Origin of the sequence: Nonomuraea sp. AD125B (assembly GCF_041402765.1) — a bacterium.
Classification (GTDB): Bacteria; Actinomycetota; Actinomycetes; order Streptosporangiales; family Streptosporangiaceae; genus Nonomuraea; species Nonomuraea bangladeshensis.
This window is the reverse complement of record NZ_JBGLOU010000019.1, coordinates 100,029-117,118: the sequence shown is the minus strand read 5'-3', so window position 1 is coordinate 117,118 and position 17,090 is coordinate 100,029. Positions and strand designations below refer to the sequence as shown.

19 protein-coding genes are annotated in these 17,090 nt (G+C 66.0%); 9 read left to right on the top strand and 10 right to left on the bottom strand.

Annotated elements, in window-relative coordinates; genetic code table 11:
• Positions 1-2 precede the first annotated feature (2 nt).
• The 6 genes from ACBR40_RS39200 to ACBR40_RS39175 all read right to left on the bottom strand — a co-directional run bounded on the left by ACBR40_RS39200 (position 3) and on the right by ACBR40_RS39175 (position 4,259).
• Positions 3-212, bottom strand: coding sequence for a hypothetical protein (locus tag ACBR40_RS39200; RefSeq protein ID WP_344212610.1), 210 nt, complete (start codon positions 210-212; stop codon positions 3-5).
• A 161-nt stretch (positions 213-373) separates the two neighbouring features.
• Positions 374-1,555, bottom strand: coding sequence for an FAD-dependent oxidoreductase (locus tag ACBR40_RS39195; RefSeq protein ID WP_344212612.1), 1,182 nt, complete (start codon positions 1,553-1,555; stop codon positions 374-376).
• A gap of 81 nt (positions 1,556-1,636) precedes the next feature.
• Complete coding sequence (locus ACBR40_RS39190) at positions 1,637-2,581, bottom strand: RNA polymerase sigma-70 factor (RefSeq protein WP_371251974.1); 945 nt, start codon at positions 2,579-2,581, stop codon at positions 1,637-1,639.
• Between the two features lie 130 nt (positions 2,582-2,711).
• On the bottom strand, positions 2,712-2,951 hold the full coding sequence (locus ACBR40_RS39185; protein ID WP_371251973.1) for a hypothetical protein: 240 nt from the start codon (positions 2,949-2,951) through the stop codon (positions 2,712-2,714).
• Positions 2,952-3,007: 56 nt separating this feature from the next.
• The gene (locus ACBR40_RS39180) at positions 3,008-3,547 is read right to left on the bottom strand and encodes a hypothetical protein (RefSeq protein ID WP_371251972.1); all 540 of its coding nucleotides are present in this window, start codon (positions 3,545-3,547) and stop codon (positions 3,008-3,010) included.
• 259 nt (positions 3,548-3,806) lie between these two features.
• On the bottom strand, positions 3,807-4,259 hold the full coding sequence (locus ACBR40_RS39175; protein ID WP_371251971.1) for a hypothetical protein: 453 nt from the start codon (positions 4,257-4,259) through the stop codon (positions 3,807-3,809).
• A 141-nt stretch (positions 4,260-4,400) separates the two neighbouring features.
• On the opposite strand from ACBR40_RS39175, the gene ACBR40_RS39170 reads away from it, so the two are divergent.
• Positions 4,401-5,069 carry a hypothetical protein gene (locus tag ACBR40_RS39170; RefSeq protein ID WP_371251970.1) on the top strand — a complete coding sequence of 223 codons (669 nt, stop codon included), beginning with the start codon at positions 4,401-4,403 and terminating at the stop codon, positions 5,067-5,069.
• Positions 5,070-5,410: 341 nt separating this feature from the next.
• Here ACBR40_RS39170 and ACBR40_RS39165 read toward each other — a convergent pair whose 3' ends face one another.
• Positions 5,411-6,967, bottom strand: a complete 1,557-nt coding sequence (locus tag ACBR40_RS39165; protein WP_371251969.1) for an alpha/beta hydrolase — start codon at positions 6,965-6,967, stop codon at positions 5,411-5,413.
• 189 nt (positions 6,968-7,156) lie between these two features.
• Here ACBR40_RS39165 and ACBR40_RS39160 point away from each other — a divergent pair, with 189 nt between their 5' ends.
• The 3 genes from ACBR40_RS39160 to ACBR40_RS39150 all read left to right on the top strand — a co-directional run bounded on the left by ACBR40_RS39160 (position 7,157) and on the right by ACBR40_RS39150 (position 9,868).
• The gene (locus tag ACBR40_RS39160; RefSeq protein ID WP_371251968.1) at positions 7,157-8,332 is read left to right on the top strand and encodes a sensor histidine kinase; all 1,176 of its coding nucleotides are present in this window, start codon (positions 7,157-7,159) and stop codon (positions 8,330-8,332) included.
• Positions 8,329-9,000, top strand: a complete 672-nt coding sequence (locus ACBR40_RS39155) for a response regulator (RefSeq protein WP_371251967.1) — start codon at positions 8,329-8,331, stop codon at positions 8,998-9,000. The genes ACBR40_RS39160 and ACBR40_RS39155 overlap by 4 nt, the downstream gene beginning before the upstream one ends.
• Before the next feature lie 478 nt (positions 9,001-9,478).
• Positions 9,479-9,868: a hypothetical protein gene (locus ACBR40_RS39150; protein ID WP_371251966.1), complete on the top strand. Its 390-nt coding sequence runs from the start codon at positions 9,479-9,481 to the stop codon at positions 9,866-9,868.
• Between the two features lie 1,064 nt (positions 9,869-10,932).
• Here ACBR40_RS39150 and ACBR40_RS39145 read toward each other — a convergent pair.
• Positions 10,933-12,228 (bottom strand): hypothetical protein, encoded by a 1,296-nt coding sequence (locus ACBR40_RS39145; protein ID WP_371251965.1) that lies wholly within the window; start codon positions 12,226-12,228, stop codon positions 10,933-10,935.
• Between the two features lie 330 nt (positions 12,229-12,558).
• Positions 12,559-13,848: a hypothetical protein gene (locus ACBR40_RS39140; RefSeq protein ID WP_371251964.1), complete on the bottom strand. Its 1,290-nt coding sequence runs from the start codon at positions 13,846-13,848 to the stop codon at positions 12,559-12,561.
• A 346-nt stretch (positions 13,849-14,194) separates the two neighbouring features.
• On the opposite strand from ACBR40_RS39140, the gene ACBR40_RS39135 reads away from it, so the two are divergent.
• Entirely contained in the window at positions 14,195-14,479 is a 285-nt protein-coding gene (locus ACBR40_RS39135; RefSeq protein WP_371251963.1) for a hypothetical protein, read from the top strand.
• A 287-nt stretch (positions 14,480-14,766) separates the two neighbouring features.
• Entirely contained in the window at positions 14,767-15,459 is a 693-nt protein-coding gene (locus tag ACBR40_RS39130) for a GntR family transcriptional regulator (RefSeq protein WP_371251962.1), read from the top strand.
• A 12-nt stretch (positions 15,460-15,471) separates the two neighbouring features.
• On the opposite strand, the gene ACBR40_RS39125 is transcribed toward ACBR40_RS39130, so the two are convergent.
• Positions 15,472-15,864, bottom strand: a complete 393-nt coding sequence (locus ACBR40_RS39125) for a hypothetical protein (protein WP_371251961.1) — start codon at positions 15,862-15,864, stop codon at positions 15,472-15,474.
• A 189-nt stretch (positions 15,865-16,053) separates the two neighbouring features.
• Here ACBR40_RS39125 and ACBR40_RS39120 point away from each other — a divergent pair, with 189 nt between their 5' ends.
• From ACBR40_RS39120 to ACBR40_RS39110, 3 genes are read left to right on the top strand one after another with little or no spacing between them, the layout of a single operon-like run.
• Positions 16,054-16,479 carry a plasmid replication, integration and excision activator gene (locus tag ACBR40_RS39120; RefSeq protein ID WP_371251960.1) on the top strand — a complete coding sequence of 142 codons (426 nt, stop codon included), beginning with the start codon at positions 16,054-16,056 and terminating at the stop codon, positions 16,477-16,479.
• Complete coding sequence (locus ACBR40_RS39115; RefSeq protein ID WP_371251959.1) at positions 16,480-16,746, top strand: hypothetical protein; 267 nt, start codon at positions 16,480-16,482, stop codon at positions 16,744-16,746.
• On the top strand, positions 16,743-17,075 hold the full coding sequence (locus ACBR40_RS39110; RefSeq protein ID WP_371251958.1) for a hypothetical protein: 333 nt from the start codon (positions 16,743-16,745) through the stop codon (positions 17,073-17,075). The genes ACBR40_RS39115 and ACBR40_RS39110 overlap by 4 nt, the downstream gene beginning before the upstream one ends.
• Positions 17,076-17,090: the final 15 nt, after the last annotated feature.

The following is a 17,090-nucleotide window of genomic DNA, read 5'->3' as shown; positions in this document are numbered from 1 at the left end:
AGTCAGGAGTCAAGCTGCTTGCGTCCTTTGTCCGTCAGCGACGCCAGATGCACTGCCACGCCGAAGGTGGTGAAACCCGACCTGGCCGCGGCGGTGAACCCGGCGATCACCGCCTCCGACGGATGATCCCGGACCAGGACGTCATAGGCCGCGAACTCGTGGTCCCGGATGGCGGCGAGAACCATGTCCGTGGTCAACTCGGACTGACTCACGATCTCCTCCAGCAGGTCGCCCTGCCCCTTACAGTCTCACCGTCTGCCGACGGCGGTCTACCGTCTGTCCAGGATCGGGCACGAACAATCCTTCAGGCACAAGCTCGCGGGCAGCGCGCGGGCGAGCGGACCACCACGCTCGCCCGGCAGCGCTCGCTTCGTCATGCCTGCGTGAGAGGCCGGGCCTCCACGGCGCCGGTGCCCGCGAGGTGGCGGCGGCGGCTCGGCATCAGCATGGTCGGGTGCGAGATGCTCCAGGCCGCGCTCGCGCAGATCATCTCCTTGATGCGGGCGGCGGTCCGCCCGGTGAAGACGCTGGACGTGACCTGGTCGTCGGGGGTCACCCGCTGGATGATCCCGTCGCGGCGTCCGAGGCTGATGCACTGCACCGAGTAGCCGATCGTGGTCTCGGGAACCTTGCGACCGGTCAGGCGCGCGGCGATGACGTCGGCCGCCAGCCACGCCATCGGGTTCGCCGAGGCGCAGGACATCCGCAGCGGCTTGCCACCCGCTCCTTCTGCGTACGCGGCGTCGCCGACGGCGTACACGTCGGGGTGCGAGACCGATCGCATGCCGGCGTCGACGACGATCCGCCCGGTGTCGGACACCTTCAGGGTGGTGGCGGCCGCGATCGGGTGCACGCCGAACCCCGCGGTCCACACGGTCACCTCGGCCCGGATCTCGCTGCCCGCGGCGGTGACCACACCGTCCGCTTCGACGCGCGCGATGTCGACGTGGTCGTGAACCGTGATGCCGAGCCGGTCGAAAGCGCCGCGCAGGTGACGCTGGGCCTTGTCGCTGAGCCACCCGCCGACGCGGCCGCGGGCGGCGATCGCGACCTCGAGGTCCGGGTGGGCCTCGGCGATCTCGGTGGCCGCCTCGATGCCGGTCAGGCCGCCGCCCACGATCAGTACGGTCCCGCCGGGCTTCACCTCGTTCAGGCGCGCCCGCAGCCGGAGAGCGGCCTGCTTGCCGGCCACGTTGTAGGCGTGCTCGGCGACACCAGGGACGCCCTGGTCGGCGTGGGTGCTGCCCAGGGCGTACACGAGGGTGTCGTAGGCGAGGGTCTCGCCGCCGAGCTCGACGGTCTTGCCTTCCACATCGACGGCGGTGACCCGCGCGGTCCTGACCTGTACGCCGGTGCCCGCGAAGACGTCGCGCAGCGGGCGGGGCCGCAGATCCTGCCCGCTCGCCAGCTGGTGCATGCGGACCCGCTCGACGAACTCCGGGTCGCCGTTGACCAGGGTGATCTCGACGTCGTCGCGGTGCAGCCGCTTGGCGAGGCGGCCGGCGGCGTTGGCTCCGGCGTACCCGGCTCCCAGGACGACGATGCGGTGCTTCATGGCTACGCTCCTATCTGGTTGCTTTCACCTCCTGAACCGGACAGGCGCACGATCCCTGACAGGGACTTGATGTGATGTGGGTCACCAGCTCAACGGGACCGGGCGACGAGATCCATCGGCCGCCCACTGACGCGTGATGCGCTGGAGCTTGTCGGGGTTGACCTGGATGTGGATCGAGGCGAGGCCCTCAGGGGTCGTGTCGAGACAGATCACGCCGATGACCTGCGCGCCGACCTCGACCAGCACGGCAGGACCGCCGTTGACGACGACGGCGTAGAAGACGGGATCGCCGCCGACGAGGGTCCGCTTGGAGTCGCTCGGCTGGAACATGCCACGCAGGTACTGGGCGATGCCCAGGGCTCCGATGACCGGCGTCCTGCGCGCGACGACCTTCCCGCCGCCGTCGGCCACGCTGACCGCGTCGTCCGCGAGCAGCCGGATCAGCGGCTCGGTGTCGCCGCTGAGGGCCGCGGCGAGGAACTCCTCGACGATCTTCCGTGCGGCGGCGGCGTCGACCTCCGTACGGGATCGCTCGGCAGCCAGATGCTGCCTGGCCCGCCGGTAGATCTGCTGGCAGTTCGACTCCGTGATGTCCAGGATCTCGGCGATCTCTCGGTGCGCGTACCCGAACGCCTCGCGCAGCACGTACACGACGCGCTCGTTGGGCGTCAGCCGCTCCATCAGCGTGAGCATCGCCATGGAGACCGACTCGCGCTGCTCGAAGGTGTCGGCGGGACCGAGCATCCGGTCCCCGTCCAGCACCGGCTCGGGAAGCCACTGCCCCACGTACGTCTCCCGCCTGGCCCGCGCCGAGGTGAGCTGGTTGAGGCAGAGATTGGTGAGCACTTTGGTCAGCCAGGCCTCGGGCGTCTCGATGCGTTCCCGGTCCGCCGCGTGCCAGCGCAGGTACGTGTCCTGCACCGCGTCCTCCGCATCCCCGGCAGATCCCAGCAGCCGGTAGGCAATCGCCTCCAAACGGCCCCTAGAGCTCTCGAACAGATCGGTTTCGTACACGCGGAGCGACATGGCCTTATGATCGGCCATCCGTCCAGGTCACGCCACACCGCCCCGGCTATTACCCGCCGGAACGCCCGGGCCAGAGACGTTCATCCTGGTGCGGCTCAGGCCCGCGTCCTCTCAGCTGCGCTGCCGGGCCTCATGCCATAGACGGAAACCTCACCGTGACTTTGACGTTGCCGCGCGGGTCAGCCTTGCCCAACTCCTCCGAGAGCGCCTCATGGGAGAGACCGGGCGGCCCATAGCGGGCGTACCACTTCTGACCGTCGATCGTGGAGACGGACATGCGTTGCTCATCGTGGATGAGAGCCGCTTCGCTCACCTGGCCTTCACGCACGGGCCACGGCAACTCTTTCACTCGGCTGGTCACCTGTGCCATGCACCTTCATGCGTTCTTCTGTCGTGAACCCGAATGGCTGAAGTCCGTCGCCCTGCTTACTTGTCGCCGGCGCTGTTCGCGATGTAGACATAGCCGGTGCGATGGCGTCGCGTCACCTGGTGCCACGTCGCCGCGTCACAGAATCCTGCGACGCGCCGAATCGCCTGATCCCAGATGAAGTAGCTCTCCCCCAGGTCGAGCCAGCTGTCTTCCCGTGCTCGCTTGTCCCAACTTCTCGTTGGTATCTGTATGCATTCATACCGATGCGACTTGTTTTTGCTGGTGATTTTCAGCACATCCACGCCCTGCTCATGGGTGCGTATCACAAGACAAGGGCGGTCTTTCCAGCCTGGACGATCCGCGAACTGTAGGGACGCCCAGCAAATCTGACCTGGGTGAACCCGGGATCTCCAGGACGCGTCCGGGGGCTCCAAGTGAACCGAGGGGCGCGTGGCGGCCCGGCGCTCGGCGATATAGCGGATGAGCTGCGTCAGAAGGGCCAGGCCGCCTACGAAGACGATCAGGCCAAGGATCACGGCGAGAGCGGATGGCGCTGTGCCCGAGATGGCCATCGCGTAAGGGAGTGTGCCCATCACCGGAGGCACCTTACATACAGGTCGAACATCACGGTAGCGTTTCCTCCGTTTCATGCCGAATAACTGCTTCGGGAGGGCGCGCCCCGATCACCAGAGGCGCACGTGGTCCGGAATATGTTGCGACTTCCGGCTGCCGGCGATCGGTTCAGGGAATGCAGGGCTGGGTGGTGGCACCCGGTTTTGAGGAGCGTGGCCGCCAGGGCGGCGAGGGCGGCTGCCCGTGCCCAGGTCGTTGTCGTGGTCATCGAGACTTCCTCGATCAACGTACGCAGGTGATGGAGGGGCCGCGCACGGTCGAGGTGCGACTCTGGGCGCCGGCGAGAGACACGTTGATGGTGATGTCGCCGTGGTACCGCTTGCCGGACTGGCACGCCGAGGGCGTCTCCAGCGTGGTGTTGATGCCGGCCTGCGCGGGGTCCCGGAAGCTGTCGAACTGGTACGACGTCTCGACCGCGTCCAGGAGTCCGCCCCGGTGTCGCTTCAGGGCTAATGTGACCTTGACGTACCGAATACGACGGTTATTGCATGAAAAGTAGTAATTTACCCCGACTCGCTGGCTCACCACGATGTGCGGGTCCGGTCGATAAAGGCGACATCCGGGAACGGATGTCCCTTCTGCGGCCGCCGCCGCTTCCGTGGCCGTTGCCCCCATGGTGCCGATCGCCAGAACCATGGCCGCGAAGAGGGCTTTGCCCCTGCTGTTTGTGTTCATGCCCCGACATTCGCGCCTCGGGAAGCCGGCGGGCAAGGGGTTTCGTGTCCGCGGACAGAGTGCGGACAGAGCCCTCCCCATCAATGCCGAAATTGCGGCACTATCTCAGACATACCGGCGGCTTCGGGATTGGACAGGCGAGTGGATACCGGACAACACACTGATTATCGCCAGGTTCTTCGCCAGTTCTATGCTGATCTCAAAGAGCTGCGCAAATCCGCCAATTCGCCCAGTACGCGAAAAATCGCCGGTGATATCAACCGCAGCAAGACCGTGATCGGCGATCTCTTCTCCGGTCGCGGCATCCCACCGGAACCGGCCGTGCGGGACATCATCGAATATCTGGGCGGCGACTGGCGCGAGTGGGAGCAGCGCGTCCGCGAGGCACGACAGGCTGAAGCGAGAGCGCGGACCGAAGAGCGGTCCCCGCGACCTGACCACCCATGGCTGCGGCACCTCGCCATCGCGTCGGTCAGCGCGGTGCTCGTCGCCGGGGTGAGCCAACTCATCAACGCCGCACTGGAGCCGAAGACGACGGCCCAGGCGCCGAGCCTCGCCCGGATGCCCATCGTGGGGCGTCAGCACTGCGCCGTGGTGATCGTCGACTCGGCCCCCGTCTACCACCTGCCGGACCCACAGGCAGGCATTCTCAGGGAGAAGACCAGGCAGCAGCTCATCACGTACGACGACAAATACCCCGACAAATGGGCGAACGGCGTTCTGTTCCGCGCCGTACGGACGCCGAACGACCGGCCTCAGTACCACTGGATGATGGCCGACCACCTCAAGGTCACGGCATGCGCTTCCTGAGGGGCGCCGATCTCCTTGCGCTCTTCGGGCTTGGTCACGAAGCTGCCCACGCCGGGCTCCGTACGGATCAGCCCGTCCGCGCGAAGGGCGCGCATGACCAGCGGGCCGGAGGTCTCGTCCGGCGTACTGTCCAGCACAGCACAGGGCACGTGATGGCACGACAGCCCCGTAGCGAGATCGCTACGGGGCTTCCCGGTGCAGGTGGGCGGTACTGGATGCGATCCAGTGACCCCTCGCCGGCAGGGAGCGAAGATCGTTCCCGTCGGTGCGCCGGCCTGTGGGCCGGCCTGGGGAACCACTTCCCCGCTGACCGTCTCCGCGCTGCCCCGATGGCATGACGGTCAGGGCCGGGGGCCCGCACAGGAGACGTTCTTGGCCGGCAGGGTTCCCTTGATCAGGAACGCGACGGTGGCCTTGTCGGCGCAGGTCGAGCCGGTGCCGTAGACGAAGTGGCCGCCGTGCTCGACACCGAGGAAGCCGGCGCGGTCACCCAGGGCCCTGTGCATGCCCCGGCCCGCGGCCCACGGCGTGGCGTTGTCGCGGCGGTTCTGCAGGATCAGGATGTTACGCGGACCGTGCGAGGTGACCTTGACCACCGGCTCGATCGGCTTCTGCGACCAGAACGCGCACGGCAGGATGTTGTTGGGCATGCCCGCGCTCAGCGGGTACTTCGCGCGGGCGGCCGCGGTGGCGTCGGCGTAGGAGCCCACCTCTCGCGACCAGGTGGTGTCCCCGCAGAGCATGGCCAGGACCATGGTCGCCTGGTTGTCCGCAGGCACGCCCTTCACAGCCGGGGTGTCGGCGAGAATCTGCCGGAGCACGGCGGCGTCCGCGTCCGCCAGGGCCTTGCCCGCGGACAGGTCGGCCGCCGCCTTCCAGAATCGGGTGAGCGGCGCGAGCATCTCGTTGCGCTGCAACATCTGGTACGTGACGCCGCGCAGCAGCGCACCGCTGATGGCCACCGGTGTGCCCGGCATCATGGCCGGCTTCCGGTCGAGGCGGTCGGCCAGCGCGATGAAGGTGTCGGTGACCTCGCCGGCGGTGCCGCCCAGCCCGAGGTCGGCGTCGGCCGCCGCGGCCACGCGGGCGGCGTCCGGGAACCGGTCGTTCATGCCCTGGTTCCAGGTGTTCAGCATCTTCGCCCACACCTTGTTCGGGTCGACGTTGCCCTCCAGCACCATCCGGTCGGTGTTGCGGGGGAACAGCGAGGCGTAGACCGCGCCGAGGTAGGTGCCGAAGGACTGGCCCCAGTAGGAGATCTTCCGCGCCCCGAGGGCCTGGCGGATGCGATCCATGTCGCGCGCTGTGTTCGCGCTGTTGAAGAAGCGGAGCTTGTCACCGATCGTGGCGCACTGCCGGGCAACGGCGCGCGCGGTGGTGACGTTGCCCTCGATCGAGCCGCCGGCGCCGGGGTAGGGGAAGATGGTGACAAGGCTGGGGCCGGACAGACCGCAGCTCATCGGGGTGCTGTGGCCGACGCCGCGCGCGTCGAACCCGATCAGGTCGTAGGAGTCCCGCACCTCCTTCGGGAGAGTGAGTGCCATCTGGCCAGGCATGTCCAGGCCCTGCAGTCCCGGACCGCCCGGGTTGAACAGCAGGTCGCCGCGCTTCTTGCCGTGCTTGGCGGTGGCGATCCTGGAGACCGCGACGGTGATGGTCTCTCCGTCGGGGCGGCGGTAGTCCAGAGGCACTTTGACAGTGCCGCAGGTTTGCCTGGGGTCCCGTTCGGCGCCTGGCGCGAGTTGGGGGCACTGACCCCACTTGATCGAAGTCTGGACGTGACCGGCGGTCGCCACGGCCCTGGCGCCGGCCGGCTGCCCACCGATCACTGCCCCCGCTGCCGCGACCGTGGTCAGGGCGCCGGCGACGATGACGCGTACGCGGATGGTGTTTCCCATGGTGCTGTCCTCCGAATGACCGATGTGCCGTGATCTGGCTTCGCGGTTGACCGTGGTTGTCGGCCGCTGACGAGAAAGGTAGGGATGGAAGGCCCTGTCCCGAATCACCGCGTTGTGGACATTCCGTGTAGCTCACATGAGGGACAAGCACGGCAACATCGGGGATCAGGGATCGCTAGGCTCTGGGCCATGTCGGGGACCTGGGCCGGCGACCGCTTACGAAGGTTGCGGAAGGTGTGGCGCGTCTACGACGCCACGGTGTGGGACCGGTGGCTGGCCGTCGTGACCACCGGGCTGGCGTTCGTGCCGGCGCTGTCGATCATGAGCGTCGAGTTCGGCAACCTGTCAGGACGCCCGGCCGACGCGTTCCAGATCGTCCTGATCCTGGCCCAGACGGTGCCTCTGGCCGTGCGTACCCGATGGCCCGCCGCGTGTCTGGCGATCAACGGCACGGCTTTCATGATCCACGAGACGCTCGGCTACCCGATGCAGTTCGGCACCGTGACGGTGTACATCGCGCTGTACTCGGTGGGCGCGCACCAGGAGCGGTTCCGGGGCGTCATCGCCGTCGTGGCATCGGTCGCGTACGTCGTGCTGTGCGTGGCCGTGGTCCTGCTCGGCTCACCGGTTCTGCAGAGCGAGTTCCTGGTGTTCTACCTGCTTTTCGCCGCGTGCTGGCTGGGCGGCGCCTTCGTACGCGGGCAGCGGCTCCAGGAGGCCGAGCGACGGCGGCTCGCCACCGAGGCCGCGGCCGCCGCAGAGCGGGCGCGCATCGCGCGGGAGCTGCATGACGTGGTGACCCACCACGTCACCGCCATCGTCGTGCAGGCCGACGCCACGCAGTTCGTGGCCACGTCACCGGAGCGCGTGGCCACGGCACTGTCCACGATCGGCGGCGCCGGCCGCCGAGCCCTGGCCGAACTGCGGTATCTGCTGGACGTGCTGGAGGCGACCGGAGAGTCGGCCACGCCCGTCGTGGGCAGCGTGCGAGACCTGGTCGAACACATGCGAAGCGGCGGCCAGCCCATCGAACTGGTGGAGGACGGCGACCAGCCCTCGCTCCCGGTCGGCGTGGGGCTGGCCGTGTACCGGACGGTGCAGGAGGGCCTGACGAACGCCGTCAAGTACGCCCAAGGCCGCCCCACCACCGTGCGCATCGGCTACCGGGATGACCGCGTGGAGGTCGAGGTGACGAACGCCGCTGCCGCGGTCCCCGTCGGCGCGAGAAGCAGCCTCTCCGGCGGCCGCGGCCTGGCCGGACTGCGCGACCGGATAGGCGCGCTGGGCGGCGAGCTGGCCACAGGCGAGCAACCGGACGGCGGTTTCCGAGTCTCCGCGTCGATCCCCGTAGGCGGTGCCAGATGACCATCCGCGTCGTGATCTGCGAGGACCAGGAGATCGTCCGTGCCGGTTACGTGACGGCGTTCGACGCGCAGCCGGACATGGCGGTGGTCGGCGTGGCCGCCGACGGCCTGGCCGCGGTCGAGGCGGTCACCAGCCTGAAGCCCGACGTGGTGGTCATGGACATCCACATGCCGCTGATGGACGGCATCGAGGTGACGAGGCGCATCGCCGGCCCCGGTGTCGTGGCGCCGCCGAAGGTACTGGTGGTGACCACGTTCAACGTGGACAAGTACGTCTACGAGGCGCTGCGTGCCGGAGCCAGCGGCTTCCTGCTGAAGGACGCCCCTCTCCTGGACCTGGTGAACGGCGTCCGCACCGTCGCCCGCGGAGAGTCCCTGCTGTCCCCCACCGTGACCCGTACCCTGATAGGTCGCTTCGCCGACCGCCTCCGCCCGGCCGTCCCCACCCCCGACGAGGATCCGCTGGCCGTCCTGGCTCCCCGCGAACGCGAGGTGCTGCGGCTGATCGCCCGTGGCCTCTCCAACGCCGAGATAGCCGCAGAACTGGTGATCAGCTTCGAGACCGTCCGAACCTACGTCTCCCGGATCCTCACCAAACTGGACCTACGCGACCGCGTCCAAGCCGTGGTCTTCGCCTACCGCACAGGCTTCGCCGACGACGACCGCTGAAACCGGCGATCGCCTTTCCGAGGCCGGACGAGCAAGATCCCCACTGCTCGGGCACATGACGGGGCGAACGGCGGAGGTTCCGGATCATTCACAGCCTCGACCTCACGCCAGGGGGACTGCCTTCAGCTGGCGGCTGAGGCAGCGATGGCGCACCTGCTCGGGAGCGATGGTCTCGGCTTCCAACAGCGAGGCCATCGCGTCGTCGGCACGGTCCCACAGGCACAAGGCGTACGCCACGGCCAGGCCATGACAAGCGCGCCCGCTCGCTGATATCCAGCTTCGGCCCGAGTTCCACAACCGCCTGGATGTCTCCCAGCTCGCCTGCCGTGGCCACCTGATGGATAGGGACGTTCGTCGGCCCGAACGCGGGGGCGTGCCGACTGTTTGCCAGGCCATCGATTGAGCCAGATGCTCCCCATTTGTCACATGGGTATCTGCTGTATGCCCTGACCACGGCACTCACAGACAAGGAAGCAAGATGATCTCACCGAAGCGCGCGGTCTCCTTGGCCACAACCACCTTGGCGGGAGCCATCCTGGCCGCCTCGTTCCAGGCACCGGCGTCCGCTTACGACAACCCAGAGCGCGACAACATCTTCAGGCACGACAAGCCGATCATCGGGCACGAGATCGTCCGTGCCGAGATCACTCTGCGCCCTAACAGTCTGGTCAGCGGAGAAGTCAGATGCCCTGCAGGGAAGAAGGTTCTCGGCGGAGGCTACCACCTGCCTGGGATCCTCCCGAATCCTGAGGTGGTAGACGATCACGCCACAGATGACGGGAGGGGGTGGCTGGTCTCGATCTTCAGTCCTCTCGGGTCCTCCGGGGGCACCGCCATCATTTCCGCCCAGTGCGCCTTCGCGCGATAGACCTGTTCGGCCCCAGACGACGAGGACCGTCCCCGGTCACTGAAACGGGACGGCCTCGCTGAGATCCGACGTCAGGAACAGCACCCGGTACGCCAGTGGCGGAGTGTCTGCCCTTGGGCATTCCGGTGCCGTCACCCGGACCCACCGCACCGCCGCTCGAAGCCCCGCTGGCTCCTTCGACAGGCGCCCGTCCTCCTTCGTGGACGGCGGGCGCTTCCTCGCGTCATGACGTCCCCATCGAGGACACTCTTTCTGCTGGTGGGCGGTACTGGGTTCGAACCAGTGACCCCTCGCTTGTAAGGAGCCAAGATCGGCGTCGCGTGCCGTCGACCTGGTCACTCCCACGTGAATGCCGCCCATCCGCGAGCCGTTGGACAGAAGCTAATGGCACGCTAATGGCACGGTGATCATGCCTCTCTGGCCTGCGTCCATGCCGACCGACCAGCGCTTTCCCATCACTCTCGGATCACTGAATGGCACGGGTATGGCACGCACGCGTACGCGCGTACCCACTGGCCTTGGTGCCTGTTGCGCTCACTGCGGGGAGCACCAACGGCGCCAGCACCGAGCCCGATGATCAGCCACATTGCTCCGTGGGCCAGGGCTGAGGAACGAAGCCCTGGACCTTCGATCGCCCCCAGCCACGAACGGCGATCAACCATGCCGTGGCGATCGTAGGGCTGCATCTGTGCGGCGGCGCGGCAACCCCGAACGGAGCGTTCGGTCCGTGCGGTGGGGTGGGCGTACGGCGGCCGGCCCGCAGTCCCGCGCCGTCCGGGACCGGCCCCCAGGCCGCATGCCCGGACGGCGGGCGGGTGGCGGGCCGGAGGCACGACGGCGCGCTGCGCCGCCGCTTGATGCCTATAAGCATAATTCAGCAAAGTGCGAGTTGACGAATCGCGTGACGTTGCGGCGCAAAGCCTGGACCGTCTACATTTTGCCGTCTCTCTTCGGAGGGTCGATCAGCCTGCACGCCCCTTTGCTTGCAGGCAACAATTGCGCGCACGTAGCCTGCTGATAGGCTCGTATGGTTGCTGGTTGCAGAGCGCTGGCTTCTGCTTGAGCTAGCGATGCTTTCCAAGTCGCGCGACCTTCCACAAAAAATACATATCCGAAGTTTCCACCGCCCCTCTCTCGTCGAAGTATTTATAGATATGAGTGAGAACAGTTGCCCCAGCGGCAACACCGGTAGCGAGGACTAGAGGCATGGAACTCATAACGCCGGCCGACGCAACGGCGGTACCGACCGCAATGCTTGTGCCAGACTTGCGCGCAAGCAATTTTTGATTGATTCTTAGACGTCTATCTATGTCGGCAATGGCCGGCTCAATGTATTCCCGAGTGACAGCTTTGGCGATCTCATCAGGTGCAGCCGATTCTCGCCTGCCTATCTGCTCTGTGATAGCACTGCTGAGAGCGGATCGAAATACTTGAAAACATTCCCTCTCGTCGTTGCGGAGTTTAACCAGGTCTCCCAGCGAGACTGATTCCGGCACTGGAAGTCTGAGATTTAGCGCAACAAGGGATGAGTGGTCGACGGGCTTCGATTTGCCGCCCATCCACGAAGCACGAAACGCCTGCGCAAGCGGGAGGCGCAATCGCGATGCAGTACTCACGTCGGATTGCATCAAGAAGGAGTAGTAATCAACTATGGACTTAGCCACTTCTTCTCTCGAGGGACGCTTTGACTTCTTCCCCTTCATGGACATACGCGCAGGATCCGAGAAAAATTCGTGCTCGACGTCAAAATACCAGGCCCCATTAGACCATCGTGCTGCGACTTTTGCTTCGGCGGCAAGCCGCGATATGGCCTTATCTACAACGTCCCGGGGAAGGTAAGGCGCAGGCTTAGGGCTTTCCCTCAACTCCTTGCTATGCTTCTCGCAAAGAGCCAACCCCTTCGACTGAAAGAGGACATGTTTATCGATACCCTCATTTCTGAAATAGAGGAGCATTTTAATGGCTTCGCCCACTCTATAAAAGAGTCGCCCGACATCCTTTTTGGCGATCCCTTCAAGCTCTGACAAAAAACTTGCCGGAGCTACTCCCTCAGCAACTACATAATCGAAGTAGGTAAGTATTCTTGCATACGAGAGGTCAACGTCATGCCGCACGCACTCGTAGCCGAAGCATCCCACTTCTCCCGACATGTCTATACCGCGACCCGCCAAGATCGCCCCTTCAGGCATTGTCGGCATACATAGGCGATCAGTAGCCGCAGCCTGCGCCAGTTCCTCTAGACGCTTAATAGGTCCCGGAAAATGCATGGCACGATGAAAGTCGTCGGAAGACTTGATTGAATACTCATCTATAAATGAGTAGAGCCAATGCTCTTGCGACTGATATTCCGCTGCCTTCATCGGTTCCTCGCGTAACCCAGGAGTCGACAACTGCTCGTTCGGGCAACTCTACGCAATTCTAGCTGGCAAAACGGGCCGAAGAGGGCAAGAGTTCCCAACCGGCACAGAGACTTAAAGTTCGCAGGTCACTGGGCCTGCGCCTTGACGGCACTGATCGTGCGTAGCCAGAGTGGCGGTAGGCGAGGAACCTCCGCACGTGCCTGGTCGCCGCAGGAGCGTTCTCATCCGCAGATGCAAGGACCGCTTTGGTAACCGGCAGGCTGCCCCACGGGCTACGCAGATACTCGGGACGAGCAGTAAGGACCTTGCAGCGCAGGTCACATCCTCAACTCAGTCGAGCAGGTCTGGACGACGGTTGGTGAGGGCTCTACGGGCGGTCACGAATCGTTCGTGGAATTCTTCAGTAAGGGCTTCCCTGCGATAGCGTTGTCGTAGCACCCGGTCGAGGTCTCCGGCGCGATTGACGAGGTCAGTGAGAGATCGTCGGTCGATGTCGAATGCGGCCATGCCTTCGTCCACCGCCGCATCGAGATCGCCACGTCGGGCATGGACGATGCCAAGGTCTATGTGCGCGTCAGCAACTCGCATGGGGGCGTTGGAGGTACCATCGGGGCGGGTGTGCATCTGAATGGTTTCGCGGGCGTGTTCTTCGGCGCGATCGTCGTCGGCGAGCCAGGTGTAGCAGGTGGCGGCGTAGAAGACCCACTTGGCATGGTCGAAGACGAAGTGGTGGTCTGGGTGCTCGGGCATGGGCAGGCTGCTGAGGACTTCGGCTCCGCGGGTGAGGGCGCGGTCGGCTTCGCGGCGGTCGCCGATGCGGGCCAGGCCGCGGGCTTCTTGGAGGGTGAGTTGGACCATGGCGCTGCTGGTGCCAGCCATGGCTTGGCCCATGCGGGCGGCGGTGACAACGTCTTCGTAGCGGCCTTCGACGAGGGCGAACCAGGCTGACATTTCGTGTGCCCAGCCCATGAGTTCGCCGTGTCCGACCTGGCGGCCCATCTCGAAGGCTGCGCGTCGGGTTGTTTCGGCCTCTTCTCGCTCGCCCAGATCGTAGTGGACGCAGCCCAGCAGGGCGGTGAGCCAGCCGGTGATGACGAGCAGTTCGCGGTGCTGGTTCAAGGTGAGGCGACCAGCGAGCAGACGATTGATCTGTGCCAGGCGTTTTTGAGTGCGGTCGCGTAGCGTGCCTGCGGGCACAACGGGATAGGCGCGGCACAGGAGATCGACGGCCTCGGCAAGGGCCTCCAAAGTTCCGGCTCCCACGTCGGATGCCTGAAGCTGTTGGGCGAGTTCCATGGTGCCGTACAGTTCGGCCTCGGCGCGGAGGGCGTCGGCAGGGATCAGGCGGGCCTCGATGAGGCCGCTGCTGGTCTGTTTGGTCTGGGAGAACCCGAGTGCTTCCGGCTCCAGGCCGGTCAGTTGCGTGAGCGCCAACCGGTATGGCGTGCGTGGCCACCGGACCTCGCCGGCCTCCCAGCGTCGTACGCGCTCCTCGTCACACGTCAGCCTTTCGGCGATGCCTACCGGTGTGGCGTTGATGCGGTCGGCCATGTCGGCGCGGGTGAGGCGATGCTCGTTGCGCCAGGCGCGGAGGCGAACGTTCGGGATGTAGTCGGGCATCTTCGGGTCTTCCTCCCGGCTGGGGGCTCGAAAGGGGAAACAAGGGGGCCGATCAGGGGTCCTGCTCGAACGCGGTTGCCGGTGGACTTGTCATCAATCAACCACGCTACGTCACGCGGCCTCCCGCCACAGGGAACGCCGGATGAACGAGGAGATTGGCGACGGTGACCCGGCCAGACGAGACATGCAAGACGTCGCCCTGCCCCGCTTGCCGGGGACGCGGGATCAAGCTGCGCAACTCGCGCCGTGCGCTCCTCATCGGCGACGACAGCGGAGATCAGCTTTCGAGTGAGGAGCGGCGGTGTCTCGACTGCCTCGGCGGCGGCCAGGCCGAAGGGAGCGAAAGATGAATTCGATCATGCAGGCGGCTGCGGCTGGCTTCGCGCAGAACCAGGACGAGGGGGACATGCTCGTCCGGCTGCGTGACCGGCTCGTGGCTCTCGGCGTCAATGCCGAGCTGCGCGACAACAACAGCGCGCTCATGGTGCACAAGCCGGATCCGGGTCTGCCGGTGTGGGTGTTCGTCGGGTACGGCGGGGCCTACTACTCCTGGCAGAACGCCGAGCGGCGGCATCCGACCAACGATCCGGCGGGTGCGGCGAACGTCCTGGCCGAGTACATCGCCAGGTGATGACGGGGCGCGGCGGGACAAGCGCGGTTCTTCTCGGAGGGGGGTGGAGCCGTTGCTGTGTCTCGTCGCGCCTCTCTCCGGCAGGCAGTCGCAGGGACCGCCACCGCGGCATCCTTCCCAGCCGCCGCTGCGCTGCCTGCCGGATCTGGCGTTCGCGGCTCCGTTGTCGCCAACCGCATGGACAGAGAGTGGCGAGCCGGATACGCTCAAACTTGGTAAAACAACTTGTCGGCTGTTGGACGGTCATGATGTCGCTAGAGTCCGTGCCGCCTAAGTATGCGCAGCTTGTGCAGACTCTTCAGCGGCGCATCGAGTCGGGAGACTATCCACCGGGCAAGCTCCTCCCGAGCGAGAACCAACTCATTCAGGAGTTCAGTGTCTCCCGTCCTACCGTGGTCGCCGCCCTGCGCGTGCTGCGTGAGCAAGGCTGGATCGAGTCCCAGCAGGGCAAGGGGCGCTTCGTGCGCGGCCGTCCGGCCATGGCCTCCATCGAGCAGAAACGTCCCGGGCAGGCGTACCTGACCAAGCCTGAGTCCGACACCACCGGCGATGTTGTCGAAGTGGGCGCTGTGACCGCCCCGAACCGCGTTAGCGTGCTGCTCGACGTGCAGCCCAAGAGCAAGGTGTTCGTTCGGCGGCGGCTCATCGTGCGTGATGGCGAGCCGACCGAACTGGTGTCGCTGTGGCTGCCGTTGGATCTTTCCGAAGGTACGGATCTCACCAGTGGTGAGCCGTTGCGGCAGGGGTTCCGGGAGCATCTTCAGGCGCGTAAGGGCGTACGGTTCGATCACATCGTGGAGCAGATCACCGCGCGCATGCCCTCGGCCGATGAGGCCATGCAACTGGGCATGCCCAGGAACGTCCCGCTCCTGGCGGTGTTCGGCGCCGTCCGTGATGCCTCCGGCCGGCCCTTTGCTGTCGTCGAGGTCTTGCTTCCTGCCGACCGGCACGAGTTGGAAGACGCCTACCCGATCACGTGATCCGGCTGCCGTCTATGCGCAGCGGATGTCCCCGTCGCTGGCGCTGAGGTCGCTGAACTCCACTACGACGGCTCTACCGTCTTCGGTGTCCTCGCCCCATTTCAGGCGGACCTCAGCTGGGTCGTCAACTCCGGCAATGGCGGCCTTGCGATAGTAGGCGCCGATCTCCCCGGCCGACAGACCAGTGGTGAGAGGCAGTCGGATCTCGTAGTGGCAGTAGTCGCCATTTCCACTGCCGTTCTTGCTGAATTCGGCTTCGCTGTCGCCGTTGCTGCGTGTCTGAGGCGGTAGCGGGATGGCCAGCACGCGCTCATGAAGGTCGTCGAGCCGGGCATCGTCACGCCACACCGGCATCATGATCAGCAGGAACAGCCCGACCAGCGGGGCGATCACGACCACGGCCAAGCAGCCCCACAGGATTCGCACTAAATCCTCCCCCATACGCCGGGCCATCGGCTTGGGCGACTGTCTATCTCATTGGTGACACGCACGTCACCTCGCACCTAGTCACTTGACCTAGCAAGCTACGCACACAGTTATCGTCTAGCTACTCGATAGGTCGAGTGCCTGTCATCCAAGAGAGGAACCAACGTTATGGCTCTGCAAGGTCCCATCCCCGTCACCTTCGACATGGTCTTCCCGCACGGCTGCTACGTCGTCGGTGAGGTCGAGCCCGTCAAGGACTTCGACGCCTCGTCCAACGGCCGGTTCGTGCAGGCCCGCGACAAGCAGACTCAAGAGCTGGTCTGGCAGGTCGCGGTCATGGACGGTGACCCGACCCTCAAGCCCGCCCAGAAGACGGTGGCGGTCAAGATCCTCGCCCCGGTCCAGCCGGTGCCCCCGCAGCCGATGCCGGGGCTGCCGTTCACGCCGGTCGAGTTCGACGGCATGTCCGTCACGCCGTACGTCAACGCTTCCAGCCGTCTCGCGTACTCGATCAAGGTCCGCGAGATGCACGCACCCCGCCCGACCAACCAGCCCGCCCAGAGCAAGACCCCGGCCGGAAAGGACGCCGCCTAAATGACCCGACGCCGTACCCCGCGCAACAGCGTGATCCGACTGACCACCGGGCACGCCGCCCGCACGCTCAACCACCCGTTCCCACGTCGTGAGCCCGTTCTGGCGCTCGACTTCGGCGCCACCTGCGTCCTGGTCACGACCAGCGGGCCGGTCACGGTGGAGGACCTGGAGTTCGCGCGCCAGCTCGCCCGTGAGGCATCGCGCTTCGCCCGCTCCCTGGAGCGCAGCTTCTACGGCCTGCCCGACGGGCGCGGGGTGGCGGCATGAGCGAGCACCGGCCCTACACCTACGTCACCTTGTCCCTGCGGCCCGACTCCGAGCCGCAAGTCCGGGTCTCCTTCCACACGCCGCGCCTCCAGGCCGGCGCAGGGCTGCTGCTCGACGACCCGCGCCCGTTCCTGGAGTTCACCTCCGACGAGGCGAACGTGCACATCTCCACCACCAGTGCCGGTCCCGTCACCGACGCCGATCTGGCCACCGCTCGCGAGATCTTCACCGCTGCCGCTCGCTACCTGGCCGACTGCGAGCAGTTGCACGCCGAACAGACGGCCGACGACAAGGACGCCACCCCGGACGCCACCGGCCCGGCGGCCTGACACAAGTAGGCGGGG

What these genes read in the sequence shown, in the direction of transcription:
- ACBR40_RS39160 (WP_371251968.1), top strand. Translation starts at nt 7,157, where the DNA reads ATGTCGGGGACCTGGGCCGGCGACCGCTTACGAAGGTTGCGGAAGGTG.
- ACBR40_RS39165 (WP_371251969.1), bottom strand. Translation starts at nt 6,967, where the DNA reads ATGGGAAACACCATCCGCGTACGCGTCATCGTCGCCGGCGCCCTGACC.
- ACBR40_RS39110 (WP_371251958.1), top strand. Translation starts at nt 16,743, where the DNA reads ATGAGCGAGCACCGGCCCTACACCTACGTCACCTTGTCCCTGCGGCCC.
- ACBR40_RS39120 (WP_371251960.1), top strand. Translation starts at nt 16,054, where the DNA reads ATGGCTCTGCAAGGTCCCATCCCCGTCACCTTCGACATGGTCTTCCCG.
- ACBR40_RS39195 (WP_344212612.1), bottom strand. Translation starts at nt 1,555, where the DNA reads ATGAAGCACCGCATCGTCGTCCTGGGAGCCGGGTACGCCGGAGCCAAC.
- ACBR40_RS39135 (WP_371251963.1), top strand. Translation starts at nt 14,195, where the DNA reads ATGAATTCGATCATGCAGGCGGCTGCGGCTGGCTTCGCGCAGAACCAG.
- ACBR40_RS39155 (WP_371251967.1), top strand. Translation starts at nt 8,329, where the DNA reads ATGACCATCCGCGTCGTGATCTGCGAGGACCAGGAGATCGTCCGTGCC.
- ACBR40_RS39115 (WP_371251959.1), top strand. Translation starts at nt 16,480, where the DNA reads ATGACCCGACGCCGTACCCCGCGCAACAGCGTGATCCGACTGACCACC.
- ACBR40_RS39150 (WP_371251966.1), top strand. Translation starts at nt 9,479, where the DNA reads ATGATCTCACCGAAGCGCGCGGTCTCCTTGGCCACAACCACCTTGGCG.
- ACBR40_RS39175 (WP_371251971.1), bottom strand. Translation starts at nt 4,259, where the DNA reads ATGAACACAAACAGCAGGGGCAAAGCCCTCTTCGCGGCCATGGTTCTG.
- ACBR40_RS39140 (WP_371251964.1), bottom strand. Translation starts at nt 13,848, where the DNA reads ATGCCCGACTACATCCCGAACGTTCGCCTCCGCGCCTGGCGCAACGAG.
- ACBR40_RS39145 (WP_371251965.1), bottom strand. Translation starts at nt 12,228, where the DNA reads ATGAAGGCAGCGGAATATCAGTCGCAAGAGCATTGGCTCTACTCATTT.
- ACBR40_RS39190 (WP_371251974.1), bottom strand. Translation starts at nt 2,581, where the DNA reads ATGTCGCTCCGCGTGTACGAAACCGATCTGTTCGAGAGCTCTAGGGGC.
- ACBR40_RS39185 (WP_371251973.1), bottom strand. Translation starts at nt 2,951, where the DNA reads ATGGCACAGGTGACCAGCCGAGTGAAAGAGTTGCCGTGGCCCGTGCGT.